At 72.0% G+C, this 23882-nt stretch carries 23 protein-coding genes and 2 riboswitches; of the genes, 12 read left to right on the top strand and 11 right to left on the bottom strand.

The genetic code is table 11. The features are described from left to right. The first annotated feature begins 125 nt into the window (after positions 1 to 125). Entirely contained in the window at positions 126 to 785 is a 660-nt protein-coding gene (locus ISP_RS44335; RefSeq protein WP_013230310.1) for a DUF3159 domain-containing protein, read from the top strand. Between the two features lie 101 nt (positions 786 to 886). Here the strand turns inward: ISP_RS44335 and ISP_RS44330 are convergent, their stop codons facing one another. Further along, complete coding sequence (locus ISP_RS44330) at positions 887 to 1852, bottom strand: N-acetylglucosamine kinase (RefSeq protein ID WP_013230309.1); 966 nt, start codon at positions 1850 to 1852, stop codon at positions 887 to 889. Next, complete coding sequence (locus ISP_RS44325; protein WP_013230308.1) at positions 1849 to 2895, bottom strand: SIS domain-containing protein; 1047 nt, start codon at positions 2893 to 2895, stop codon at positions 1849 to 1851. The genes ISP_RS44330 and ISP_RS44325 overlap by 4 nt, the downstream gene beginning before the upstream one ends. A 148-nt stretch (positions 2896 to 3043) precedes the next feature. Here ISP_RS44325 and ISP_RS44320 point away from each other — a divergent pair, with 148 nt between their 5' ends. Both ISP_RS44320 and ISP_RS44315 read left to right on the top strand, forming a co-directional pair. Then, on the top strand, positions 3044 to 3799 hold the full coding sequence (locus ISP_RS44320; protein ID WP_013230307.1) for a GntR family transcriptional regulator: 756 nt from the start codon (positions 3044 to 3046) through the stop codon (positions 3797 to 3799). A 45-nt stretch (positions 3800 to 3844) separates the two neighbouring features. Continuing rightward, the gene (locus tag ISP_RS44315) at positions 3845 to 5365 is read left to right on the top strand and encodes an MFS transporter (RefSeq protein WP_013230306.1); all 1521 of its coding nucleotides are present in this window, start codon (positions 3845 to 3847) and stop codon (positions 5363 to 5365) included. 13 nt (positions 5366 to 5378) lie between these two features. Here ISP_RS44315 and ISP_RS44310 read toward each other — a convergent pair whose 3' ends face one another. Beyond that, on the bottom strand, positions 5379 to 6329 hold the full coding sequence (locus tag ISP_RS44310) for a threonine ammonia-lyase (protein ID WP_013230305.1): 951 nt from the start codon (positions 6327 to 6329) through the stop codon (positions 5379 to 5381). Positions 6330 to 6476: 147 nt separating this feature from the next. Here ISP_RS44310 and ISP_RS44305 point away from each other — a divergent pair, with 147 nt between their 5' ends. Beyond that, positions 6477 to 7220, top strand: coding sequence for a hypothetical protein (locus ISP_RS44305; RefSeq protein ID WP_013230304.1), 744 nt, complete (start codon positions 6477 to 6479; stop codon positions 7218 to 7220). Between the two features lies 1 nt (position 7221). On the opposite strand, the gene thiE is transcribed toward ISP_RS44305, so the two are convergent. After that, complete coding sequence (gene thiE / locus ISP_RS44300) at positions 7222 to 7881, bottom strand: thiamine phosphate synthase (protein WP_013230303.1); 660 nt, start codon at positions 7879 to 7881, stop codon at positions 7222 to 7224. A gap of 31 nt (positions 7882 to 7912) precedes the next feature. Next, positions 7913 to 8018: riboswitch (TPP riboswitch) on the top strand. On the opposite strand from thiE, the gene thiO reads away from it, so the two are divergent. From thiO to ISP_RS44280, 4 genes are all read left to right on the top strand, one after another. Beyond that, positions 8012 to 9085: a glycine oxidase ThiO gene (gene thiO / locus ISP_RS44295; RefSeq protein WP_013230302.1), complete on the top strand. Its 1074-nt coding sequence runs from the start codon at positions 8012 to 8014 to the stop codon at positions 9083 to 9085. (Overlaps the previous riboswitch by 7 nt.) Continuing rightward, the gene (gene thiS / locus ISP_RS44290; protein WP_013230301.1) at positions 9085 to 9285 is read left to right on the top strand and encodes a sulfur carrier protein ThiS; all 201 of its coding nucleotides are present in this window, start codon (positions 9085 to 9087) and stop codon (positions 9283 to 9285) included. Before thiO ends, thiS begins: the two co-directional genes overlap by 1 nt. 1 nt (position 9286) lies before the next feature. Further along, entirely contained in the window at positions 9287 to 10045 is a 759-nt protein-coding gene (thiG, locus tag ISP_RS44285; RefSeq protein ID WP_013230300.1) for a thiazole synthase, read from the top strand. Between the two features lie 160 nt (positions 10046 to 10205). Continuing rightward, positions 10206 to 10634 carry a MarR family winged helix-turn-helix transcriptional regulator gene (locus ISP_RS44280; protein ID WP_013230299.1) on the top strand — a complete coding sequence of 143 codons (429 nt, stop codon included), beginning with the start codon at positions 10206 to 10208 and terminating at the stop codon, positions 10632 to 10634. A gap of 16 nt (positions 10635 to 10650) precedes the next feature. Here ISP_RS44280 and thiD (ISP_RS44275) read toward each other — a convergent pair whose 3' ends face one another. Then, positions 10651 to 11469 (bottom strand): bifunctional hydroxymethylpyrimidine kinase/phosphomethylpyrimidine kinase, encoded by an 819-nt coding sequence (gene thiD / locus ISP_RS44275; RefSeq protein ID WP_013230298.1) that lies wholly within the window; start codon positions 11467 to 11469, stop codon positions 10651 to 10653. 103 nt (positions 11470 to 11572) lie between these two features. Here thiD (ISP_RS44275) and ISP_RS44270 point away from each other — a divergent pair, with 103 nt between their 5' ends. After that, positions 11573 to 12583, top strand: coding sequence for a phosphatidylinositol-specific phospholipase C domain-containing protein (locus ISP_RS44270; protein ID WP_013230297.1), 1011 nt, complete (start codon positions 11573 to 11575; stop codon positions 12581 to 12583). An 83-nt stretch (positions 12584 to 12666) separates the two neighbouring features. On the opposite strand, the gene thiD (ISP_RS44265) is transcribed toward ISP_RS44270, so the two are convergent. The 3 genes from thiD (ISP_RS44265) to ISP_RS44255 form a co-directional block, all read right to left on the bottom strand. Further along, positions 12667 to 13464 (bottom strand): bifunctional hydroxymethylpyrimidine kinase/phosphomethylpyrimidine kinase, encoded by a 798-nt coding sequence (thiD, locus tag ISP_RS44265; protein ID WP_013230296.1) that lies wholly within the window; start codon positions 13462 to 13464, stop codon positions 12667 to 12669. Beyond that, a complete protein-coding gene (gene thiC / locus ISP_RS44260) occupies positions 13461 to 15098 on the bottom strand; it encodes a phosphomethylpyrimidine synthase ThiC (RefSeq protein WP_034284127.1) in 1638 nt (545 codons plus the stop codon). Before thiC ends, thiD (ISP_RS44265) begins: the two co-directional genes overlap by 4 nt. After that, positions 15092 to 15213, bottom strand: a riboswitch (TPP riboswitch). Its footprint overlaps the gene before it by 7 nt. Before the next feature lie 48 nt (positions 15214 to 15261). After that, positions 15262 to 16173 (bottom strand): S1C family serine protease, encoded by a 912-nt coding sequence (locus ISP_RS44255; RefSeq protein WP_013230294.1) that lies wholly within the window; start codon positions 16171 to 16173, stop codon positions 15262 to 15264. A gap of 198 nt (positions 16174 to 16371) precedes the next feature. On the opposite strand from ISP_RS44255, the gene ISP_RS44250 reads away from it, so the two are divergent. Further along, the gene (locus ISP_RS44250) at positions 16372 to 18537 is read left to right on the top strand and encodes a glycoside hydrolase family 15 protein (protein ID WP_013230293.1); all 2166 of its coding nucleotides are present in this window, start codon (positions 16372 to 16374) and stop codon (positions 18535 to 18537) included. Positions 18538 to 18589: 52 nt separating this feature from the next. Here ISP_RS44250 and ISP_RS44245 read toward each other — a convergent pair whose 3' ends face one another. Continuing rightward, complete coding sequence (locus tag ISP_RS44245) at positions 18590 to 19168, bottom strand: peptide deformylase (protein ID WP_013230292.1); 579 nt, start codon at positions 19166 to 19168, stop codon at positions 18590 to 18592. A 155-nt stretch (positions 19169 to 19323) separates the two neighbouring features. On the opposite strand from ISP_RS44245, the gene ISP_RS44240 reads away from it, so the two are divergent. Beyond that, a complete protein-coding gene (locus tag ISP_RS44240; RefSeq protein ID WP_013230291.1) occupies positions 19324 to 19632 on the top strand; it encodes a DUF3263 domain-containing protein in 309 nt (102 codons plus the stop codon). Further along, positions 19629 to 20273, top strand: a complete 645-nt coding sequence (locus tag ISP_RS44235; RefSeq protein WP_230468627.1) for a LytR C-terminal domain-containing protein — start codon at positions 19629 to 19631, stop codon at positions 20271 to 20273. Before ISP_RS44240 ends, ISP_RS44235 begins: the two co-directional genes overlap by 4 nt. 148 nt (positions 20274 to 20421) lie before the next feature. On the opposite strand, the gene ISP_RS44230 is transcribed toward ISP_RS44235, so the two are convergent. Further along, positions 20422 to 22689, bottom strand: coding sequence for an AAA family ATPase (locus ISP_RS44230; protein WP_013230289.1), 2268 nt, complete (start codon positions 22687 to 22689; stop codon positions 20422 to 20424). Between the two features lie 240 nt (positions 22690 to 22929). Then, complete coding sequence (gene pssA, locus ISP_RS44225) at positions 22930 to 23880, bottom strand: CDP-diacylglycerol--serine O-phosphatidyltransferase (RefSeq protein ID WP_013230288.1); 951 nt, start codon at positions 23878 to 23880, stop codon at positions 22930 to 22932. Positions 23881 to 23882 lie beyond the last annotated feature (2 nt).

Here is a 23882-nt window from a genome sequence, read left to right as displayed (position 1 = left end):
TCTATTACGTAGTCTTCACCGTCGGCATGCCGTGAAACAGCACACTCGAAGGCAAACCCGGCACCCGATGTGGCGAAAATCTCCCCGCCCGGGGCGTTCCGGACGGGATCCGGCAGGCTGGACACGTGTCCGGAGAACCCCGTGAATCGCTCGCGCAGATCCTCGGTGGCCGCCGGGGCGCGCTCGACGCCAGCATCCCGCCCGTCGGTTTCGTCGCCGGCTGGCTCGCGGCCGGTCAGTCCGTCGCCTGGGGTGCCGGTGCTGCCGTCGTGGTCGCCATCGCGGTCGGGGTCTTCCGGATCGCCGGCGGTGGCAAGGTCCGCGCGCTCGTCGTCAGCCTGGCCGCCGTCGTCGCGGCCGCGCTGATCGCCCTGCACACCGGCCGCGCCCAGGACTTCTTCCTGCTGCAGCTGATGTCCAATGTGGCCAGCGCCCTGCTGTGGGCGGCCAGCATCGTCGTGCGCTGGCCGCTGCTCGGCGTGGTCGTCGGCCTGCTGCTGGGCCAGAAGACGCGCTGGCGCCGCGACGCCGTGCTGCTCAAGGCCTACTCGCGGGCCAGCTGGGTGTGGGTGCTCCAGTACACGCTGCGCGTGGTCATCTACGGCCTGCTGTGGTCGGCCGGCCAGGTGCTCGCGCTCGGCGTGGCCCGCACGGTGCTGTCGTGGCCGCTCGTCGCGCTGACCGTCGCGGTCAGTGGCTGGGTGCTCTACCGGGCGTTGCCGCCGGAGCATCCCGGCCTGCGCCTGGCGCCGGAAACCCGCTCGGACGACGTACCCGGGGCATAAGGCGGCCCCCGGCGAGGGGGGAGGGTCCGGGGGCCACTGCCTACGGTACCCGGACTACCCGGGTTCAGTCGACGGTTTCGCGTCTTTGCGCCGCGTTTTGCTCAATCTCGTCCCGGCCGGGGCCGCGGCGCGCCCTCGCCGAAGGCGTCCACGGCGGCCAGCCACGCCGCCCCGAGCACCCCATCGGAGCTGGTCAGCACCTCGAGGCCGGCCAGACGGCGGCGGACGAGCTCGCCGACCGGGCTGGCTCCGCCGAGCACCGAGCCGACGAGCACGATCGGGGTCGACTCGCCGGGCTCGCGCGCGGCGAGGGCGTTCTCGGCCAGGAACCCGGCCGCGCGGGCGACGATCTCCCGGGCCGCGGGCTCACCCGCGTCGTGCGCCGCGCTCACCAGGGGGGCGAACCGGGCGAGCCGGACGGGCGCCTCGGCGTTGGCCGCCGTGATCAACGCCCGGGACGCGGCCAGCCGCGCGTCGTCGTCGCGGACGTCCAAACCGGACAGTCCGAGCGCGGCGGTGAGCACCGCGGAGGGCAGCCCGTCGAGCGGCCGCCCGCGCCCGAGTGCCTCCAAAGTGGAGCGGACGGCTTCGCGGCCCAGCCAGAACGCCGATCCTTCGTCGCCGAGCAGCCAGCCGTAGCCGCCGGTCGTGCCGGCCAGCCGCCGCTTCCGGATCCGGCCCACGATCGAACCGGTGCCGGCGACGACGACCGTCCCGTCCGGTGCCGGCGTCGCCGACGCGTACGCCACTTCGGCGTCGGCGACGGTCCGGACCGGGCAGGTGAGGCCGATCCGCGCCCACGTCCTGTCGAAGACGGCCGCCACGCCCTGGTCGCTCAGCTTGCTGACCCCGGCCATGCCGACGACGCACGCCCGCACCGCCCCGGGGTCGTGGGCGCCGAGCGCCGCGGTGATCGCGCCGGCGATCCGGTCCGCGGCGACCTCGGGCGCGTGCGCGTTCGGGTTGGCCCCGTCGCCGCGCCCGGTGCCCAGCACCGCGCCGGTGGCGTCGACCAGGGCGGCCCTGGTCGACGTGCCGCCGGCGTCGACGCCCACCGCGAAGCTCACCGGGTCTTGGTCACCTTCAGCAGGCCGCGCGGGCTGTCCGGGTCGCCACCGCGGGCGAGCGACAGGCCGAGCGCGATCCGCTGGATCGGCAGGATCTCCAGGATCGGCGCCAGCTCCTCGACCGTCGGGGCGACGTCGATGCGCAGCGCCGCGGGCACCTCGGCGGCGGCCGAACCGACCGCGAGGACGTCCGCGCCGCGCTTGCTGACGGCTTCGAGGACCTCGTGCATCGCCCGGCCGCCGTGCCCGGCGCTGGTCACCGCGAGCACGGCGGTCTCGCCGTCCACCGCCGCGACCGGGCCGTGCAGCAGGTCCGCGCCGCTGTACGCGCGGGCGGCGAGGTAGCTGGTCTCGGCGAGCTTGAGCGAACCCTCGAGCGCGCTGGCGTAGGAGTAGCCGCGGCCGGTGGTGAGGACCCGGTCCACGAAGCGGTACCGGTCGACCGCGCGCTGCACGCCCTCCTCGGCGCCGTCGAGGGTCTGCTGCGCCAGCTCCCCGATCTTCTCGGCGTCGGCCGCCTTGCCGCCGCGCACCGCGTCGATCAGCAGGTACAGCGCCATCAGCGTCGCGGAGTACGTCTTGGTGGCCGCGACGGCCTTCTCGACGCCCGCGCCGATGTCGACGCCGAGCTCGGAGGCCGCCCGCAGCGGCGAGTCCGGGGTGTTGGTGACGGACACCGTCAGCGCGCCCTGGCGGCGCGCCGTTTCGGTGACCTCGATCAGGTCGGGCGAGCCGCCGCTCTGGCTGACCGTGACGAACAGCACGTCCCGCAGATCGGGCCGCGCGCCGTACAGCGTCGCCGTGGACGGGGAAACCAGACCGGCCGGAAGGCCGAGCAGTACCTCGATCAGGTACTTCGCGTACAACGCTGCGTGGTCGCTCGATCCACGCGCGGCGAGCAACGCGAACCGCGGCGGGCGTTGTGAGATCTTTTCCGCCACTTCGGCGATTTCCGCCTGACGCTGCACCAGTCCCGCCAAGACGTCCGGCTGCTGGGCGATCTCCGCGGCCATGTGCGCGCCGGGCCGTTGTTCGGTCATCATTTTCCTCTCCACCTCCGGCATTATGTACCGGACTCAGGCGGCGTCGGTCAGGTCTAGACCAATGTTATAGGGGCGGCGCGTTTGGGGAAAAGGGTACGTTTCTTACGGGGACGTGGCGTGCGATGAGGGAAGACATAGGGAGCCGGGCATGTTGGAGACCACCACCACGGGCGAGGCGGGCGCCGTCGCCGGGCTGCGCGGCCAGCGCGAGCCCAAGTACTGGGCGCTGAAACAGCACCTCCTCGACCTCCTGGACGTGCTGCCGCCGGGGTCGCCGATCCCGACCGAACGCGCGCTCGCCGGGGAGTTCACGGTCTCCCGCACCACCGTGCGCCAGGCGCTGGCCGACCTCACCGCCGAAGGCCGCCTGCACCGTGTGCAGGGAAAAGGCACCTTCGCGGCCGAGCCGAAGCTCGCCCAGCGGCTCCAGCTGTCCTCCTACACCGAGGACATGCGCAAGCAAGGCCTGAAGCCGTCGTCGAAACTGTTGGAAGTCGAGGAACTGCCGGTCGAGGGCGACCTCGCCAAGCTGCTCGGAATCCGCACGGGCGCGAAAATCCTTCGCCTTCGACGACTTCGACTGGCGGATTCCCAGCCGATGGCGCTGGAGACGACCCACCTTCCCCTCGGCCGCTTCCGCGGGCTGCGCAAGCACGTCTCGGCCGGCGGTTCGCTGTACGCCGTTCTCCGCGAGCACTACGGCGTCGAACTCGAACGCGCGGAAGAAACGATCGAGACGTCGCTGGCGGGCCCGCAGGAAGCGGAGATGCTCGGCGCGGACGTCGGCATGCCGGTGCTGATGCTGACCCGCCACTCGTTCGCCACGGACGGCAAGCCGGTCGAGTTCGCCCGCTCGGTCTACCGCGGTGACCGCTACAAGTTCGTGACGACGCTGCTGCCGTAAGGGGGCGCGGTTGACGGGGGTCCCCGGTCGCGTGAAGGTGACCGGGTGACTGCCACTGAAGACACCGGGATCCGGTGGGGCACCGGCGCGGCCCGCGGCCTGCTGGCCACCACCATCCTCGGCTCCGGCATGGCCATGCTCGACGGCACCATCGTCAACGTCGCCCTGCCCCGCATCGGCGCCGAGCTGAACGCCTCCGTCGCCGGGCTCCAATGGATCCTCGACGGCTACATGCTGGCGCTCGCCGCGCTGATCCTCGTCGCGGGCTCGCTCGGCGACCGGTACGGCCGCCGCCGCATGTACCTGGTGGGCGTCGTCTGGTTCGGCGTCGCGTCCGGGCTGTGCGCCGCGGCGACGTCCACCGAGATGCTCGTCGCGATGCGGATCCTGCAGGGCATCGGCGGCGCGCTCCTGACGCCGGGGTCGCTCGCGATCCTCCAGTCGTCCTTCGCGCACGACGCCCGCGCCCGCGCGATCGGTGCCTGGTCCGGCCTCGGCGGCATCGCGGCCGCCGCCGGGCCGCTGCTCGGCGGCTTCCTCGTGCAGGCCTGGTCGTGGCGGCTGGCGTTCCTCATCAACGTGCCGATCGCGGTCGCGGTGGTGCTCATGGCGCGGAAGTTCGTCCCCGAATCCCGCGACCCGGACGCCACCGGGCACCCGGACTTCGGCGCCGCCGCCCTCGGCGCCCTCGGCCTCGCCGGGATCACCGGCGCGCTGGTGGAGGCGCCCGCCCGCGGCGTCGGCGACCCGATCGTGCTGATCGCGGGCCTGCTGGGGATCGCGGGGCTGGCCGCTTTCGTCGCCGTTCAGCACCGCTCGAGGGAACCGCTCGTGCCGCCGTCGCTGTTCCGCGACCGGACCTTCACGCTCTCGAACGCGCTGACCTTCGTCGTCTACGCCGCGCTCGGCGGCGTGATGATGCTGCTGGTGATGCAGCTGCAGGTCTCGCTCGGCTACTCGCCGACCGCGTCCGGGCTGGCCGGGCTGCCGCTGACGGTGATCATGCTGCTGCTCTCGGGCCGCTCCGGCGCGCTCGCGCAGCGCATCGGCCCGCGGACGCAGCTGGTCGTCGGCCCGATCGTCGTCGGCATCGGGATGCTGCTGATGCTGCGCATCGCGCCCGGCGCGTCCTACCTCGGCACGGTGCTGCCCGCGGTGGTGGTGTTCGGGCTCGGGCTGGCGACCGTGGTGGCCCCGGTGACCGCGACGGTGCTCGCCGCGGCCCCGGACCGCTACGCCGGCGTGGCCTCCGGTGTCAACAACGCCATCGCCCGCTCGGGTGGCCTGCTGGCGGTGGCGGTGCTGCCCGCCGCGGCCGGGCTGACCGGCGAGGCGTACACCGACCCGGTCGCGCTGACGGCGGGCTGGCGGACGGCGCTGGTCATCTGCGCGGCGCTGGCGATCGCCGGCGGCCTGATCGCGCTCGGCATCCACAACGGCGTCCTCGCGCCGCCGACGGAGGCCAAGCCCGACGACGAGCGCCCCCACCTGGGCGAATGCTTCCACTGCGGTGTCGAGGGCCCGCCGACGCACATCCGCGGCGGGACCCCGGTCGCCGGCTCCTGACCCGCGCTCCGGATCAGCCCGCGAGGATCTCGGCGAACAGCGCCGGGTCCGCGTTGCCGCCCGAGACCAGCGCGACGGTCTTGCCGGCCGGCAGCTCTTCGGCGTGGAAGAGGTACGCCGCCGTCGTCACCGCGCCGCTGGGCTCGGCCACCAGCCGGGCCTTGCGGGCGAGGACGCGGACGGCCTCGCGGATCTCGTCCTCGGTCACCGTCACCATCCGGTCGACGACCTCCCGCAAATGGGCGAAGGTCAGCTCGGACGGCTGCGACCGCAGGCCGTCGGCGATCGTCTTGGCGCGGTCGGCCTGCGGCCAGCGGACCAGCCGGCCCTGCTGCAGGCTGTCGGCGACGTCCGCGGCCAGTGCGGGTTCGACGCCGATGACCTGGGCCCCCGGGCAGCGGGCCTTGATCGCGGTGCCGACCCCGGCCGCCAGCCCGCCGCCGCTGATCGGCACCAGGACGACCTCGACGTCCGGCAGGTCCTCGGCGATCTCCAGCCCCGCCGTGCCCTGCCCGGCGATGATGGCCGCATGGTCGAACGGCGGGACGAGGGTCAGCCCGCGTTCGGTGGCCAGTTCGCGCGCTTTGCCCTCGTGCTCGCCGATCGGAACCTCGATCACCTCGGCGCCGTACGCGCGGGTGGCCTCGACCTTGATCCGCGGCGCGACGTCCGGCACGACGATCACCGCGGGCACGCCGTAGCGCTGCGCCGCGTACGCGACTGCCTGCGCGTGGTTGCCGCTGGAGTACGCGATGACCCCGCGGGCACGAGCCGCGTCGTCGAGGGCGGCGATGGCGTTGAACGCGCCGCGCACCTTGAACGCCCCGACCGGTTGCAGGTTTTCGGGTTTGAGCCACAGGGTTCCGCGGGGATCCCAGGTCTGGAGCAGCAGAGGCGTGCGCACGGCGACATCGGCGACGCGCTTCGCGGCGGCCTCGATGTCAGAGATCGTCACCAGTTCCATGTGCCGAGTATGTCAAGAAAACGTTCGATATGGAGTGTCTACTGTGGACAGACGGAGTGGTCCTCCTCACGCCGCGGCAACGAGGGGAGTGCCTCACGCGCCTTAGACGTTGGACAGGGGAGAACACGGACTACCTAGATCGGGATCATGAGCAAGGAGAACGTAGCGGCTTCGGAAGCGAAGGAACAGAAGTCGGGCCTGCGGATCGCGCAGGTCCTGGCAGCGGCGCTGGCGGCGGTGACCGCGGCGCTGCTCGGTTCGACGCTGGGCGTGGCGGGCACCGTGGTCGGTGCCGGCGTGGCGAGCGTGGTGTCGACGGTCGGCAGCGAGCTTTACCTGCGCTCGCTGCAGCGCACCCGCGAGGCGGCGCTGAAGGCGCGCCAGCTGGCGACGTCGGGCATCCGGCGCCGGGGACCGGCCGAGGAGCCGTCGGACGTGCCGATCACCGACCAGCCGACGGTCCAGCTGGCGAAACCCGAGCCGTCGCAGCTGTCGGCGCGGCTGCGGAAGCTGCGCTGGCCGTTGATCATCGGCACGAGCGTGGCGGCGTTCGCGGTGGCGATCCTGTCGATCGTCGGCTTCGAGTCGGCGACGGGCACCCAGATCGGCGGCGGCACGGGCTCGAGCATCGGCAAGATCTTCTCGGGCGGCAGCGGCCGCACGGACCAGACGCCGTCGAAGACCCCGCCGACCTCGACGAACGACACCCAGGTGTCCCCGACGGAGACGACCACGACGCCGCCTTCGCAAAGTTCGACGGCGCCGACGACGTCGTCCGAGACCCCGACGACCACCCCGAGCACGACGACCGAGCAGCCGTCGACCTCGGCCCCGGCGACGACCGCGACCCCGCCGACCAGCAAGGGCGCCGCGTCGACACCGACCCCGTGACTCAGGGCAGCCGGGCTCGCAGTTCGCGCGCCGCGGCCTCGGGGTCCTCGGCCTCGGTGATCGCCCGGACCACCACGATCCGGGACGCGCCCGCGTCGAGGACCTCCGGGAGCCGCGGCCCGTCGATGCCGCCGATGGCGAACCACGGCCGATCGGGGGTCCAGGCCGCCGTCGCGCGGACCAGGTCCAGGCCCGGTGCCGGGCGGCCCGGCTTCGTCGGGGTCGGCCAGCACGGGCCCGTGCAGAAGTAGTCCACCCCGGGCTCGGCGGCCGCCGCGAGGGCCTGGTCGAGCGAGTGCGTCGAGCGGCCGATCACCACCTCGTCACCCAGGATGCGGCGGGCCAGCGGCACCGGGATGTCGTCCTGACCCAGGTGCAGCACGTCGGCCCCCACGGCCAGCGCCACGTCGGCCCGGTCGTTCACCGACAGCAACGCTCCGTGGCGGGCACACGCCTCCGCCAGCACCTCCAGCGCCGCGATCTCGCCGGCCGCCTCCAGTGCGCCGGTCTTGTCGCGCAGCTGGACGATGTCGACGCCGCCGGCCAGGGCCGCGTCGGCGAAGGCGGCCAGGTCGCCGCGGTTCGTGCGGGCGTCCGTGCAGAGGTACAGGCGCGCCGAGTCGAGGCGGGCGCGGATCTTGTCACCGGAGAGGGCGGGCATAGCGGCGACCGTACCCGTCGCGTTAGGGTGGACGTGTCCGCACGGGAGCCCGAGGCACGGGCTGAGAGGGAGCTGCCGCTCCGACCGTGGAACCTGATCCGGGTCATGCCGGCGCAGGGAGCGTGATCCCATGACGAACCTGGCAGTGGTGGGCGGCGGCGTGATCGGCCTGTCCGCCGCGTGGCGAGCCGCCGCGAAAAAGCACGACGTCACCCTCTACGACCCCGAGCCCGCCCGCGGTGGCGCGTCCTGGCTGGCCGGCGGCATGCTCGCCCCGGTCACCGAGGCCTGGCCGGGCGAGGAGGACATCCTCCGCCTCGGCGAAGAGTCGCTCAAACGCTGGCCCGGCTTCGCCCGTGACCTCGAAAAAGAGGGCGTCACCCCGGGGCTGGCCGAGCACGGGACGCTCGTCGTCGCCTTCGACCGCGCCGACGCCGGCTACCTGGACATCCTGGCCGGCCACCTGCACTCGCTCGGCCGCACCGCCGAGCGGCTCACCGGGCGGGAGGTCAAGCGGCTCGAACCGGGGGTCGGATCCGTCCGAAGTGGACTCCACGTACCCGGCGACCTGGCCGTGGACAACCGGAAACTGCTCGACGCGCTGTACGCGGCCTGCGTCAACCACCGGGTCCGGTTCGTCCGCGAGCGCGTCGAAGAACTCCCGGACGCCGAAGCCGTCGTGCTCGCCGCGGGCGCCTGGACCGGGCAGCTGCACCCGCTGCTCGCCGGCGCCGTGCGCCCGCTCAAGGGCGAAATCCTCCGCCTGAAACCCCGGCGCGGCTGCTTGCCGCCGCCGACGCACACCGTGCGGGCCGTCGTCGAAGGCCGCCCGATCTACCTCGTCCCGCGCGGTGACCAGGAGCTCGTCCTCGGCGCCACCCAGTACGAGGCCGGGTTCGACCGGGCCGTCACCGTCCGCGGCGTGCGTGAGCTGCTCGAAGGCGCCGAACGCATCTACCCCGCGGTCACCGAGTACGAGCTGGTCGAGAGCGCCGCCGGCCTGCGGGCCGGCAGCCGGGACGCGCTGCCCTACCTCGGCGTCCTGGACGGCAGTGTTTTTGCCGCGACCGGGCACCACCGCAACGGCCTGCTGATGGCCCCGGTGACCGCGGACGCCGTGGTCGCCTGGCTCGAGGGGGACGAGCCGCCGGAAGGCACCGCCGCCGCGTCCCCCGCCCGCCTGCACCAGAAGGAGCACGTGTGATGGAGATCAAGCTCAACGGGAAGTGGACGGCGTTCCCGGACGGCGCCACCGTCGCCGACGTCCTCGACGCCACCGGCGGCCGGCGGCCCGGGATCGCCGTCGCGGTCGAGGGCGTCGTCGTCCGCCGTGCCGACTGGGCCACCACCGCCGTGCCCAAGGGGGCGGGCGTCGACGTGCTCACCGCGGTCCAGGGAGGCTGAAATGGACGAAGAACCACTGGTCATCGGCACCTGCAAGCTGACGTCGCGGCTGATCATCGGCACCGGCGGCGCGGCGAACCTCGCCGTGCTGGAACGCGCGCTGGTGGCGTCGGGCACCGAGCTGACCACGGTCGCCATGCGCCGCGCCGACGCCGAGGGCGGCTCCGGCGTCCTCGAGCTCCTGAACCGGCTCGGCATCGAACTGCTGCCGAACACGGCGGGCTGCCGGACGGCCGCCGAAGCCGTGCTCACCGCGCAGCTGGCCCGCGAGGCCCTGGAAACCGACCTGATCAAGCTCGAGGTGCACGCCGACGACCGGACGCTGCTGCCGGATCCGTTCGAGACCCTCGACGCCGCCGAACGGCTGGCCGCCGACGGGTTCACCGTGTTCGCCTACACGAACGACGACCCGGTGCTCGCGCTGCGCCTGGAGGAAGCCGGCTGCGCCGCGGTGATGCCGCTGGGCGCGCCGATCGGCACCGGCCTCGGCATCCGGAATCCGCACAACATCGAGCTGATCGTCTCGCGGGCGGGCGTCCCGGTGATCCTGGACGCCGGAATCGGCACGGCGTCGGACGCGACGCTGGCGATGGAACTGGGCTGCGACGCCGTCCTGCTCTCCACCGCGGTCACCCGGGCGGCCGATCCCGAGCGGATGGCCGCGGCGATGCGCGCGGGCGTGGTGGCCGGACGGCTGGCCCGCGAGGCCGGCCGCGTGCCGCAGCGCTTCTGGGCGCAGGCGTCGAGCCCACCCCGGTGAACTGCTGCTTTCGGGGGCTCCGGGTGGCGGAGCCCCCGGCCCGGGGCGAAGCCCCGGTATGACGCCGTGGTGGCTTAACGCGGAGCGTGACCCCGGACCCGTAAGGTGGACGGCAATTTCCGGCGCAGCCGCGGCGGGGTGAGGGCAGAAGGAGCCAGCCGTGACGAGCACATCGGTCCAGGACGTCTCGGGCAGGTTGTACCTCGCCGTGGGCAGGCTGTCCCGGTCCCTGCGGCAGGCGGGGGTGCCCGGGCCGGGCCACGGCGCGATCTCGGCGCTGGCGACGCTGGTGCACGCGGGCCAGCTGCGGCTCGGCGACCTCGCGGCCAAGGAAGGCGTGGCCGCGGCGACGATGTCGCGGATCATCGCGTCCCTGGTCGAGGCGGGGTACGTCAGCCGCGAGTCCGATCCGATCGACCGGCGCGCCTGGCTGGCGAAGGCGACCGAAGAGGGCGAGCGCCTCGTTTCCGGCGTCCGGTCGACGCGGGTGCAGGAGCTGAACCGGCGCCTCGACCGGCTCTCGCCCGAGCACCGGGAGGCCCTGACGGCGGCGATCCCGGCGCTCGAGGCCCTGATCGCGGACGACTGAGCCGCCTTCTGAACCGTCAGCGCTCTTCGGGCGCCAGCCGCCAGAAAGCCGAGACCGGGCCGACCTTCGCGCCCATCGGGTAGGCGTGCTCGACCGCGTGCGAGACGAACCACTTGCCGTAGCGCGCGGCCTCGACCACGGACATCCCCTTGGCCAGGCCGGCCGTGAGCGCGGACGCCATCGTGTCGCCCGCGCCGTGCGTGTGCGGGGTCGGGTACCGCTGCCCCGGCAGCTCCACGAACGTCGACCCGTCGAACAACAGGTCCACGCACTCCGGGTCGGCCTGCAGGTGCCCGCTCTTGACCAGCACGTACCGCGGGCCCATCCGGTGCAGCACGACGGCCGCGGTGTGCATGCCCTCGCGGTCCTTCACCGTCATCCCGGTGAGCAGCCGGACCTCGTCGAGGTTCGGGGTCAGCACCGTCGCGCGCGGCAGGAGCTCGTCGCGCAACGCCACGAGCCCCGCCTCGTCGAACAGCGGGTGGCCGTGCATCGACGCCGCTACCGGGTCCACGACGAACGGGATCTTCGCGTCCCGCCCGATTTCGGCGGTGTCGCACGCCGCCGCGACGGCGTGGATGATCTCGGCCGAGGCCAGCATGCCGGTCTTCGCCGCGCCGACGCCCATGTCCGCCGCCACGGCCTCGATCTGCCCGGCCACGATGTGCGGCGGCAGGTCGGCGCGGTCGTGCACGCCCAGGGTGTTCTGCACGGTGACGGCGGTGACCGCGACCAGGCCGTGCACTCCGCAGGTCAGGAACGTGCGCAGGTCCGCCTGGAGCCCGGCGGCACCGCCGGAGTCCGACCCGGCGATGGTCAACGCCGAAGGAATCATTCTTTTCCCGACTTCTGGTCTAGGCCAATTGGCCTCTCTTGCTTCATCGACAGTCAACCACGGTGGGACATTGTGAAGGTTACTCACGTTCGAAGGAGCCTGGATGAAGCTCTTCTCGGTGGTCCTCCTCGCGGCCGCTCTCACGCTCTCCGGAACGACCGCCGCTCACGCGGACAGTCCCAAGCTCTCCCACGTCACCACCGTCGGCGTGCACAACACCTACGACCCGGCGGCCTACGGCTACCTGGCCCAGGCGCTCGACGCCGGGTCGTCGCTGATCGAGCTCGACGTCTGGCCGGACTTCTTCACCCACGAGTGGAAGGTCAGCCACTCGAACCCGTTGGGAAACCAGAACAACTGCGTCGCGGCGACTTCGGCGTCGCAGCTGTACTCGGGTGGGACGAACAAGAACCTGGAGTACTGCCTCGACGACATCCGGATCTGGCTGGCCGCCCACCCCGGGCACACGCCGCTCACGCTCAAGCTCGAGATGAAGACCGGCTTCTCGGACAACACCGGCCTGGGCCCGGACGAGCTGGACGCGACGTTCCGTTCGCACCTGGGCAGCGTCGCCTTCCGCCCGGCCGAGCTGCTCGGGAGCTACGCCACGCTCGACGACGCGGCCAAGGCGGACAACTGGCCGTCCGTGGACGCGCTGCGGGGCCGGGTCATCACCGAGATCATCCCGGGCACGGTCGAGGAGCAGAACCCGACCGACACGCTGAAGACCGACGTCGAGTACACGCGGTACCTCGTCGGCCTCAAGAACGCCGGCAAGCTCGGCGACGCGAACATCTTCCCGACCGTGCACGGCGCGGCCGGCGGTGACCCGCGGGACAAGTACACCGCCGACCTCAAGCCGTGGTTCGTGGTCTTCGACGGCGACGCGAACGCGTGGGTGACCCAGACCGGGCCGTGGTGGTACGACGCCAACCACTACTACGTCGTGATGACCGACGGGCAGAACGTCGCGCCGGCCATCGACGCCCACAACCCGACGGTCGACCAGGCCAACCAGCGCGTCGCCGAGCTGGCGAAGCAGCACGCGTCGGTGGTCACTTCGGACTGGACCGGGCTGACGACGGTGCTGCCGCAGGTGCTCGCCCGGGGTTAGCCGATCAGCACGGGCCGGCCGGCTTCGATCGATCCGCCGCGGCCGGCCGGCCCGCCGCGGCCGGTGCCCGGTCCGCGCGCGATTTACCGATCCAGCACCCAGAACGGCGAGACCGGCCCCACCCCGGCGCCCAGCGGGTAGGCCTCCGCCACACACCGCTCGATGAACTTCTTCCCCGCCGCCACGGCGTCCGGCACCGAGGCGCCCTTCGCCAGCGACGCCGTGATCGCCGACGCCAACGTGTCCCCGCCGCCGTGGGTGTTCTCCGTGAGGTACCGCGGGCCGCTCAGTGCGATGTACTCACGGCCGTCCGACAGCAGGTCCACGCAGTCTTCCGTGCCCTGCATGTGGCCGCCCTTGACCAGGACCCACCGCGAGCCGAACTCCAGCAGGGCCTCGGCGGCTTCACGTTGGGAAGCCGGGTCCACGACCGAAATGCCCGTCAGCAGCCGGACTTCGTCGAGGTTCGGCGTGATCAGCGTCGCGCGGGGGAACAGCTCCGTGCGGATCGCCTCCAGGGCGTCCTCGCGCAGCAGCGGGTCACCCGTCATCGAGGCCGCGACCGGGTCGACCACGAACGGGCCGACCTCGACCTCGTCCAGGGTCTTCGCCACCGAACGGATGATCTCGGCCGTCGCCAGCATGCCCGTCTTCGCGGCGTTGACGCCCATATCCGACGCCACCGCCTTGATCTGCGCGGTGACGACGTCGGCCGGGATCTCCGTGAAACCCTGCACACCAAGAGAGTTCTGCACGGTGACCGCCGTCAGCGCGACCAGCCCGTGCACCCCGTGCGCGAAGAAGGTCCGCAGGTCGGCCTGGATGCCCGCACCACCGCCGGAGTCCGATCCGGCGATGGTGAGGGCGGTCCTCGGTGTCACGGCTGCACCACCGGCAGATAGACCTGGCCGCCGGACTCGGTGAACTCCGCCGACTTCGAAGCCATCCCGGCCTCGATCGCCTCCACAGTGGACAGTCCGTGCTCCTCGGCGTACTTGCGTACGTCCTGGGTGATCCGCATCGAGCAGAACTTCGGGCCGCACATGGAGCAGAAGTGCGCGGTCTTGGCCGGCTCGGCGGGGAGGGTTTCGTCGTGGAACGAGCGCGCGGTGTCCGGGTCGAGCGACAGGTTGAACTGGTCGTTCCAGCGGAACTCGAAACGTGCCTTGGACAGCTCGTCGTCCCACTCCTGTGCGTACTTGTGCCCCTTGGCCAGGTCCGCGGCGTGCGCGGCGATCTTGTACGTGATCACGCCGGTCTTGACGTCGTCGCGGTTGGGCAGGCCGAGGTGCTCCTTCGGCGTGACGTAACACAGCATCGCCGTGCCGTACCAGCCGATCTGCGCCGCGCCGATGGCCGACGTGATGTGGTCGTACGCCGGCGCGATGTCCGTCGCGAGCGGGCCGAGGGTGTAGAACGGCGCCTCGCCGCAGAGCTTTTCCTCGAGCTCGACGTTCTCCTTGATCTTGTGCATCGGCACGTGACCGGGGCCCTCGATCATCACCTGAACGTCGTGCGAGCGCGCGATGTGCGTCAGTTCGCCGAGGGTTTCCAGCTCGGCGAACTGGGCGCGGTCGTTCGCGTCGGCGATCGAGCCCGGGCGCAGGCCGTCGCCGAGCGAGAACGTGACGTCGTACTGCCGGAGGATCTCGCAGAGTTCCTCGAAGTGGGTGTACAAAAAGGACTCTTGGTGGTGCGCGAGGCACCACGCGGCCATGATCGACCCGCCGCGGCTGACGATGCCGGTGACGCGCCGCGCGGTCAGCGGGATGTAGCGCAGCAGCACGCCGGCGTGCACGGTGACGTAGTCGACACCCTGCTCGCACTGCTCGATGATGGTGTCGCGGTACACCTCCCACGACAGCTTTTCCGGTTCGCCGTCGACCTTTTCCAGCGCCTGGTAGATCGGCACGGTGCCGACCGGCACCGGCGAGTTGCGGATGATCCACTCCCGCGTTTCGTGGATCCGCTTGCCGGTGGAGAGGTCCATGATCGTGTCGGCGCCCCAGCGGGTCGCCCACACCATCTTGTCGACCTCTTCCTCGACCGACGACCAGACCGCCGAGTTGCCCATGTTGGCGTTGATCTTCACCAGGAAGTTCTTGCCGATGATCATCGGCTCAGTCTCGGGGTGCTTCCGGTTGGCCGGGATCACCGCGCGGCCGCGGGCGACCTCGTCGCGCACGAATTCGGGCGAAACCCGTTCGCGGGCGGCGATGTACTCCATCTCGCGGGTGATGACGCCCTGTTTGGCCCAGCCGAGCTGGGTGTTGTGCTCACGCCCGTCGGCCCAGCCGGCGCGCAGCCGGTGAAGTCCACTGTGGACGTCGATCTCGACGTCCGGATCGGTGTACGGGCCCGAAGTGTCATAGACGTCGAACTGCTCACCATTGGAGAGATCGATCCGCCGGACAGGGACGCGGAGCCCGGATTCGGTCTGCTGGTAGGCCTTGTGCGAGCCGGTGATCGGACCGGTGGTCACTTTCACGGCAGCATTGTTTTCAAGCGTCGTCAACGACTTTCACTCCCTACGCCGGCATTACCCGGTCAGGTTCATGCGGTCGGTGACGCCTGCGAAACGCAAGTCACCCTCTCAGCCCGCCATGGCGCGAGCTCCCGCGTTGGTGTTGTGCCACCGACCATGCCACGCCGAAGCGCGATACTCAAGTCTCCTCACCTCACCCGACCAGTTCGGCCGGGGTCGCGTAGACGTCGACCATGGCGCCGTTGCGCAGCACGGTGATCGGCAGCGCGGTGCCGATCACTTCCGCGAACAGCTGCCGCTGGATGCCTTGGGCGTCCGAGACGCGGGTGCGCCCGACGGTCAGCACGAGGTCGCCGGCGCGCAGGCCCGCCCGGTCGGCGGGGCCGCCGGAAACGACTTCGCGCACCCGCAGCCCGGCGCGCTGCCCGGTGCGCTCGGCGACGTCGTCCGGCAGCGGCGCGGGCACGCCGACGACGCCGAGGTACGCCCGCCGCACCCGGCCCTCGACGACGAGCGTGTCGATGATCCGCCGGGTCGTCGCGTTGATCGGCACCGCGAGCCCGAGCCCGACCCCGGCGACCGCGGTGTTGATGCCGACGACCCGGCCGGCGGAGTCGGCGAGCGCACCGCCGGAGTTGCCGGGGTTGAGGGCGGCGTCGGTCTGGATGACGTCTTCGATCACGCGGGTGGTCCGCCCCTGCCGCACCGGCAGCGCCCGCCCGAGCGCGCTGACGACCCCGGCGGTGACGGTCCCGGAGAACCCGAGCGGATTCCCGACCGCGACGACGAGCTGCCCGACGACGAGCCGGTCGGCGTCGCCGAGCACGGCGGCCGCCGGCGTCGCGCCCCGCGCACGCAGCACGGCGAGATCGGACAGCGGATCGGCGCCGACGACGTCGAAGGGCACTTCGCTGCCGTCGGCGAAGGTGGCGACCCCGCGCCGGTGGTCGCTGACGACGTGGGCGTTGGTGAGCAGGTGGCCGTCCTCGGCGAAGACGACGGCCGAGCCACTGCCCCGCGCGAGCTGCACCCCGGCGACGTGCGGGGTGACGATCTTGGCGACCGTGCTGACCGCGCGCGAGTAGGCGTCCATCGCGTCGTCCATGGAGATACCTCGATTACAGCGTTGCAGGTACTACAATCTTGCGCCCGGTTCGGCGGGAAGTCCGTTCGCTGCTGGTGAACCAGGACCAGTGACGGTCAGTGGTTCACCGGATCAGCCCATGCATCGGCCAGAAATCGGCGGCAGACTGCCAGGCGCCTTTCTGTAACGGTGCAGAGGCGACTTTTCTGTGGGGTTGATATGCGCAAACTCATCTTCGGCGCCCTCGCCGGGCTGCTGGTCACCGGCCTGATCCCGGCGACCGCGGCGGCGCAGGGGGAGGCTCCCGGTGCCCCCGGGACCCATCCCAGCTGGCTACCCGCGAACAAGACCGGCTTCGGGACCGCGCACGACCGGTCCAGCAACGTCTGGTTCACCCTCCAGGGCGGGCAGCTGTCCGAGGTCTACTACCCGGACATGTCCACGCCCAGCGTCCGCTCGATGGACTTCGTCGTCACGGACGGCCGCAGCTTCGCCGTCACCGACTACTCGGCGAAGTCGCAGCAGGTCCGGCGGACCGGCGACGACAGCTTGACGTACGAGCAGACCGTCACCGACGACCAGCACCGGTGGCGCCTCCGCAAGACCTACGTCACCGACCCGGCCGCCACGACCGTGCTGGTGGACGTCGACTTCCAGTCGCTCACCGGGCGGCCCTACCAGCTCTACGCGGTCGCCGACCCGGACCTCACCAACGACGGCTCCGACGACTCGGCCGCTCGCTCGGGTGACGCCCTCACGGCGCAGGACGCCACGAACGCCGCTGCGCTGACCGCGCAGCCCGCGTTCACCACGACCAGTGTCGGCTACGCGGGCGCCTCCGACGGGAACACCCAGCTCACCAAGACCTTCAAGCTCGACCGGTACGACACCGCGGCCAAGGGCAACGTCGTGCTGACCGGCCGGACGAACGCCGACGGCGTCCGCGACCGGCACGTCACCGTGGCCCTCGGCATGGGCGCGAAGGCCGCCGACGCGCTCAAGAGCGCGCAGGCGTCGCAGCGACGCGGCTTCCGCGACATCGCGCGCGCCTACGACCGCGGCTGGCAGCAGTACCTGCGCGGGGTCGCCAAGCCGCCGTCGTCGCTGAAGACCGGCGCCGAGCGCGACCTGTACAAGGCGTCGATGCTGACGCTCGCCGCGAGCGAGGACAAGCACCACCCCGGCGCCTTCATCGCGTCGCCGAGCATGCCGTGGCGGTTCGGGAACAACGACCCCGAGTGGTCGCCGTCGGGCACCTACCACCTGGTCTGGCCGCGTGACCTCTACCAGATCGCGACCGGGCTGGCCGCCGGCGGCGACACGGCCGCCGCGAACCGCGCGGTGTCGTACATGTTCGGCACGCAGCAGCAGCCCGACGGGCACCTGCCGCAGAACAGCCGGGTCGACGGCGTGCCGTACTGGACGTCGATCCAGCTCGACGAGACCGCGTTCCCGATCGTGCTCGCCCAGCAGCTGGGCCGGAACGACCTGTGGCCCGGCGTCCGCAAGGCCGCCGACTTCATCCTCGGCTACAAGGGGCCGAACGGGCAGGCGTCGCCGTACACCCAGCAGGAGCGCTGGGAGGAGCAGGACGGCTGGTCCCCGTCGACGATCGCCTCGGTGATCGCCGGGCTCGTCTGCGCCGCGGACATCGCTTCGCACAACGGCGCGGCCGCCGACGCCGCCCGCTACCTCGCCGCGGCCGACAAGATGAAGGCCGACCTGCCGAAGCAGACGATCACCACGAACGGGCCGCTGTCGAAGGACCCGTACTTCGTCCGGCTCACGAAAGACGCGAACGCGAACGCCGGGACGACGTACAACCTCGGCAACTCGAGCGTGACGATGGACCAGCGTGCGGTCACCGACGCGGGCTTCCTCGACCTGGTCCGGCTCGGCGTCTACCGCGCCGACGACCCGGTGATTCGCAACAGCGTGCGCGTGACCGACAAGGAAATCGCGTTCACTACGCCGACCGGTCAGTTCTGGCACCGGTACACGAAGGACGGCTACGGCGAGCAGGCCGACGGCTCGCCGTGGGACTACACGTTCCCGGCGGAGAGCCGCACGACGTTCGGCCGGTTGTGGCCGCTGCTCGCCGGCGAGCGCGGCGAGTACGAGCTGACGCTCGGTGACCGCGCCTCGGCCGCGCGGCGGCTGCGTGACCTCGGCCGGGTGAGCAGCTCGGCGGAGACCATGCCGGAGCAGGTGTGGGACGAGAACCCGCCGTCCGGGCAGACCGGCTTCCCGGCCGGCACGCCCACGACGTCGGCGACCCCGCTGGCCTGGACGCACGCCCAGTACGTCCGGCTCGCCTGGGACGTCAAGGCGGGCTCGGTGCTGGAGACGCCTCGAGTGGTCCGCTGTCACTTCCTCGGCTGCTGACCGCTCGTGAAACGGCGAAGGGCTCCTCGGTTTCGAGGGGCCCTTCGTGGTCTCAGATGACGGCGCCGTCGTCCTCGGGGGTCCGCGGCGGCAGCCACGAGTTGCCGGGGACGCCCCACTTGTTGGACTTCAGCATCTTCTTCGCGGCCCGCGCGTGCCGCCCGACCAGGCGGTCGAGGTAGATGTACCCGTCCAGGTGATCGGTCTCGTGCTGCAGGCAGCGCGCGAAGTAGCCGGTGCCCTCGACCTCGATCGGGTGGCCGTCGATGTCGGAGCCGGTCACCTTCGCCCACTTGGCCCGGCCCGTGGGGTACGACTCGCCGGGCGCCGAGAGGCAGCCCTCCCAGTCGTCGTCCGGGTCCGGCATGGTCTCCGGGATCTCCGACGTCTCCAGCTTCGGGTTGACCACGACGCCCTTGTGCCGCACGCCTTCGTCGTCCGGGCAGTCGTAGACGAACACCCGCAGATCGAGGCCGATCTGGTTGGCCGCGAGGCCGACACCCTCGGCGGCGTACATCGTCTCGAACATGTCGTCCACGAGCGTGCGCAGCTTCTCGTCGAACTCGGTGATCTCCCGAGTCGGCTGGTGCAGCACGGGTTCGCCGGCGATAACGATGGGGTGGATGGTCACGGCGAGCCAGTTTAGTCGGACCCCTCTGGTAGACCTGCATCAGACCGTGACGCGCCGACGTCGATGCCCACGTCGGCGGCGGCTTCCGTGGTTGAATGGCGCCCGCGGAAGAGCTGGATCTGATTCGCCATGACGCCCGATTGAGAGGGACTCGGATGGACGCCGCGGAGTCGATGGCTGAGCCGCAGCCGTCGCCGCCGAAGCCCGTGCCCGGCCTGACCGAACGCGAGGTCGAGATCCTCGCCTTCGAGCGCCAATGGTGGCGGCACGCCGGGGCGAAGGAGAACGCCATCCGCGAACGCTTCGACTTGTCGGCGACGCGCTACTACCAGCTGCTCAACAAGCTGCTGGAGAAGCCGGAGGCGATCGAAGCCGACCCGATGCTGGTGAAGCGGCTGCGCAAGACCCGCGCCGCCCGCCAGCGCAAGCGAGGCGCCCGGCGACTGGGGATCGAGCTGCAATGAGTGTGTTTTCCGGAATGTCCCGGCCGATGAAGGCCGCGGGTGTCGCGTTGATCGGCGTGGCCATCATCGCCGCTGTCATCGGCGGGATCTCCGCGCTGGGCGGGGGCGACGGGTCCAACGAAGCCGGGCCGAGCGGCACGTCGACGCAGCCGGGCACGTCCGGCGGGCCGTCGTCGGCGGCGCCGTCTTCGACCTCGTCTTCGGCGGCGACACCGCCGTCGAGCTCGACGAGCTCTTCGTCGCCCACCCCGCCGTCGCCGAGCTCGCCGTCGCCCGGCCAGGCGACGTCGTCCGCGCCCGGCGGCCCCGGTCAGCCGGGTGGTGACCAGCAGGCGTCCAACAAGTGGGTGACCGTCCGGGTGTTCAACAACTCGACGATCGAGGGCTTGGCGGACCGGGCGGCGGAGGACTTCCGCGGCGGCGGCTGGAACGTCAACGAGGTCAGCAACTACTCCCAGGGCATCATCCCGACGACGACGGCGTTCTACCGCCCGGGCACCGACGAGGAAGCCGCGGCCAAGCAGCTCGCGCAGGAGTTCGGCATCAAGGCCGAGCCGCGCTTCGAAGGCATCCAGAGCGCGAGCCCCGGCGTGATCGTCATCGTGACGAAGGAATACCAGTCCGGCCACAAGGGCAGCTGACGGGCTTTCGCGTGATCTGAACGCCGACACGCGTGATTGGGCAGCCGACACGCGTGATCAGAGGGTCGACAGGCCGTGGCTGGCTTAGCTCCGCCGTGTCGACCCTTCAATCACGCGTGTCGACCCTCGAATCACGCGTGTCGACCCTTCAGACACCGGCCTGGGTCTTCGCGTACGCCTCGAGGGTGGCCAGCTGGGCCGGGTCGAGGCTCGGCCGGACCGTCTTCCGGGCCGCGTCCAGGTGCGCCGCCGTGACTTCGCGGGCCTCCAGCGACTCGCGCATCGCCGTCAACGCCGCTTCGCGGATCAGCGCCGCGCAGTCGGCCGCCGAGTAGCCGTCCAGAGTGGACGCCACCGCAACGAGGTCCACGTCGCCGGCCAGCGGGGTGTTCTTCGAGCTGGCCGCGAGGATGGCCGCGCGGGCCTCGGCGTCCGGCGGCGGCACGTAGACGCGGCGCTCGAGCCGTCCGGGCCGCAGCAGCGCCGGGTCGACGAGCTCCGGCCGGTTCGTCGCACCCAGGACGACGACTTCGCGCATCGGCTCGACGCCGTCGAGCTCGGTCAGCAGCGCCGCGACCACGCGGTCGGCGACCCCCGAGTCGGACGACTGGCCGCGACGCGGGGCCAACGCGTCGATCTCGTCCAGGAAGATCAGCGCGGGCGCGGCCTCCGCGGCCCGGCGGAACAGCTCGCGCACCGCGCGTTCGGACTCGCCGACCCACTTGTCCATCAGCTCGGCGCCCTTGACCGCGAAGACGTTCAGCGCGCCGGTGCCGGCCAGCGCCCGCACGAGGAAAGTCTTGCCGCCGCCGGGCGGCCCGTAGAGCAGCACCCCGCGCGGCGGTTCGACGCCGAGCCGGGCGAACGAGTCCGGGTACCGCAGCGGCCAGAGCACGGCCTCGGTGAGGGACTGCTTGACGTCGAGCATGTTGCCGACGTCGTCCAGGGTCAGCCCGCCGGTGGCCAGGTTGTCCGAAGTGGACATCGAGACCGGCCGGACGGTGGCCAGCGCGTCGAGCAGGTCCTGCTGCGAGATGCGCGGCTCGTCGGTGTCGCGCTGGCGCAGCGCCGCCCGCAGCGCGGCGTCCCGGCGCAGCGCGATCAGGTCCGCGGCGACGAAGCCGGGCGTCCGCTCGGCGAGGACACCGCAGTCGATGCCCGTGTCGAGCGGGACGTCACGGAGCAGGACGTTCAGCAGCTCGCGGCGGGTTTTGGCGTCCGGGAGGGCGAGGCCGAGCTCGCGGTCCAGCAGGTCGGCGGCGCGCAGCCGGGGGTCGGCCGATTCGGCGCGGGCCGTCGTCGCGACGACGGCGAAGCGCTCGCGCCGCAGGGCTGCCCGCAGCTCTTCCAGCACGACGGTGGCGACCGGCGGCGGAGTCGTCGCGGGCAGGAGCGCGTCAACGTCGGTGAGCAGCAGGACCGAGGGGCCGCCGGCGGCGTGGATGGCCTCGCGCAGGCGTGCCACGGCGACGTTCGGGTCCAGCACGGCGAGGTTCGGCGCGGCCAGCGGGATCACCCGGATGCCGGCTTCGTTCGCGACCGACCGCACGAGCGTCGCCTTGCCGACGCCTTCGGGGCCGGACAGCAGGACGCCCAGGTGGGCGGGCGCGCCCAGCCGGGCCAGCAGCTCGGGCCGCTGGAAGGCGAGGTCGAACCACTCGGCCAGCTTGCGCGCGGCGGCCTCGGCGCCGATCAGGTCGGCCAGCGGGACGACGGGCTCTTCTTCTGCGACGGCCTCGTCCTCGACGACCTCGGCGTCGATCCACTCCTCGGCCGCGGTGACGGCGGAGGTGCGGACCAGCGCGGTCGCCGTCCGGGGCGCGGCGGGTTCGGCGGCCCTTCCGGGCCGGGCGCCGTCGCGCCAGGTGACCACAGTGGACGGTCCGACCGCCACGGTGCCGGCCGGCTCGGTCGCGGTGACGGTGAGCAGCTCGTTCGTCCAGGTCGCGCCGATCGCGCGTGACAGCTGGCCGCGCAGGCCGGCCGGGTCCGACCCCGGCGACGGCGCGAGGTCCTGCGGCAGCAGCGAAACGGCGTCCCCGACGGTGAGGACCTTGCCGATCAGCGCGAGCCGCAGCATGTGCGGGCTGACCGAGACGCTGGCCAGCCGCGACCCGGCGACGGTCACCGTCTTCGCCGCGGCGACGTCGGCCGGCGCGACGACGACCTCCGCGCCCTCGGTGACGCCCAGGTTCGACATGGTGACGTCGTCGGTGAGCACCACCCCGGGCACGCCGGTCTCGTCGGCGGGCGCGGCGAGCGCGGCGCTGACCCGCGCCCCGGTGAGGTGGACGGCATCCCAGGCCCGCAGGCCCAGCGCGTCGAGGACTTCGGGATGCAGCCGGACGACGCCGCGGCGGGTGTCCAGCGCGGACGGCGTGTGCCGGACGGTCAGCGTGATCTGCGGGTGGCTCACGCCGTTCACCCTAGCGAGCCGGCGCCCCCGGAGGACACGCGAACCAACCCAGGTACCCGAGTCGTCCACCCAGGTACGCGTGTCGTCCGTCTGAGTACGCGTGTCGTCCGTCCAGGGACGGCTAATGCCTCTCGGGTCACACGGGACACCGGCCGAATCGCGCGTGAGCCGGTACCGGAATGGCGAACTCGCGTACCTGGATGGACGACATGCGTACCTGGATGGACGACACGGCGGGGCTTACTTGCGGCGGAGGCCGATCTGGCGCCAGGAGCGGCGGCGCTGGCCGTTGCCGTTTTCCGAGGTGACGCGGGGGGTGCGGACCGTTTCGCGGGGGAGGCGGACCGCGCGCATCGCCGCGCCCGCGACCCGGCGGCGCAGCGGGCGACGCAGGCCGAGGCGGCGCGGGGAGCGGGCCCGGCGGATCGCGCGGCGCTCGCTCGGCGGGACCGTCCAGGCCTCCGGGTGCGCCGCCAGCCAGCGGTGCCGGTGGATCGAGTACGGGATGTGCGCCAGGTACAGCACCATCGCCGCGAGCAGGGCGACCAGCGGGAACTGGATGATCGCCGCCGCCAGGAGGGCGACGCCGAGCAGGAGCGGCGCGATCGCCTTCGGCGGCGCCTTGACCGTCTTGAGCGACAGCGTCGGGATGCGGCTGATCAGCAGGGCCGCGATGGCGACCGTCCACGCCCACACGACGTACTGCGACGACCACCACCCCTCGCCCCACTGCAGGTACGCCACCAGCGGCAACATCCCCAGCAGGCCGCCCGCGGGCGCCGGGACGCCGACGAAGAACTCGCTCGCGTACGGCGGCTGCTCGGTGTCGTCGAGCAGCGTGTTGAAGCGCGCCAGCCGCAGGATCATGCAGACGGCGAAGATCAGCGACGCCACCCAGCCGATCCGGTCCGCGCCGGTCTGCCACACGTAGATCACCAGCGCCGGGGCGACGCCGAACGAGATGCCGTCGGACAGCGAGTCCAGCTCCGCGCCCATCTTCGACGTCGCGTCGAGCAGGCGGGCGATCCGGCCGTCCAGGCTGTCGAGCACCGCCGCGATGCCGATCGAGGCGATCGCCATCGCGTAGTTCTTGGTCAGCGCGAACTGCACGGCCGACAGGCCCGCGCACAGCGCCAGCACGGTGATGGCGTTCGGCAGCAGCCGGACGCCCGGGGTGGTCACGCGGACCATCG

Origin of the sequence: Amycolatopsis mediterranei (assembly GCF_026017845.1) — a bacterium.
Lineage (GTDB): Bacteria > Actinomycetota > Actinomycetes > Mycobacteriales > Pseudonocardiaceae > Amycolatopsis > Amycolatopsis mediterranei.
This window is presented reverse-complemented; position numbering and strand designations above follow the sequence as displayed.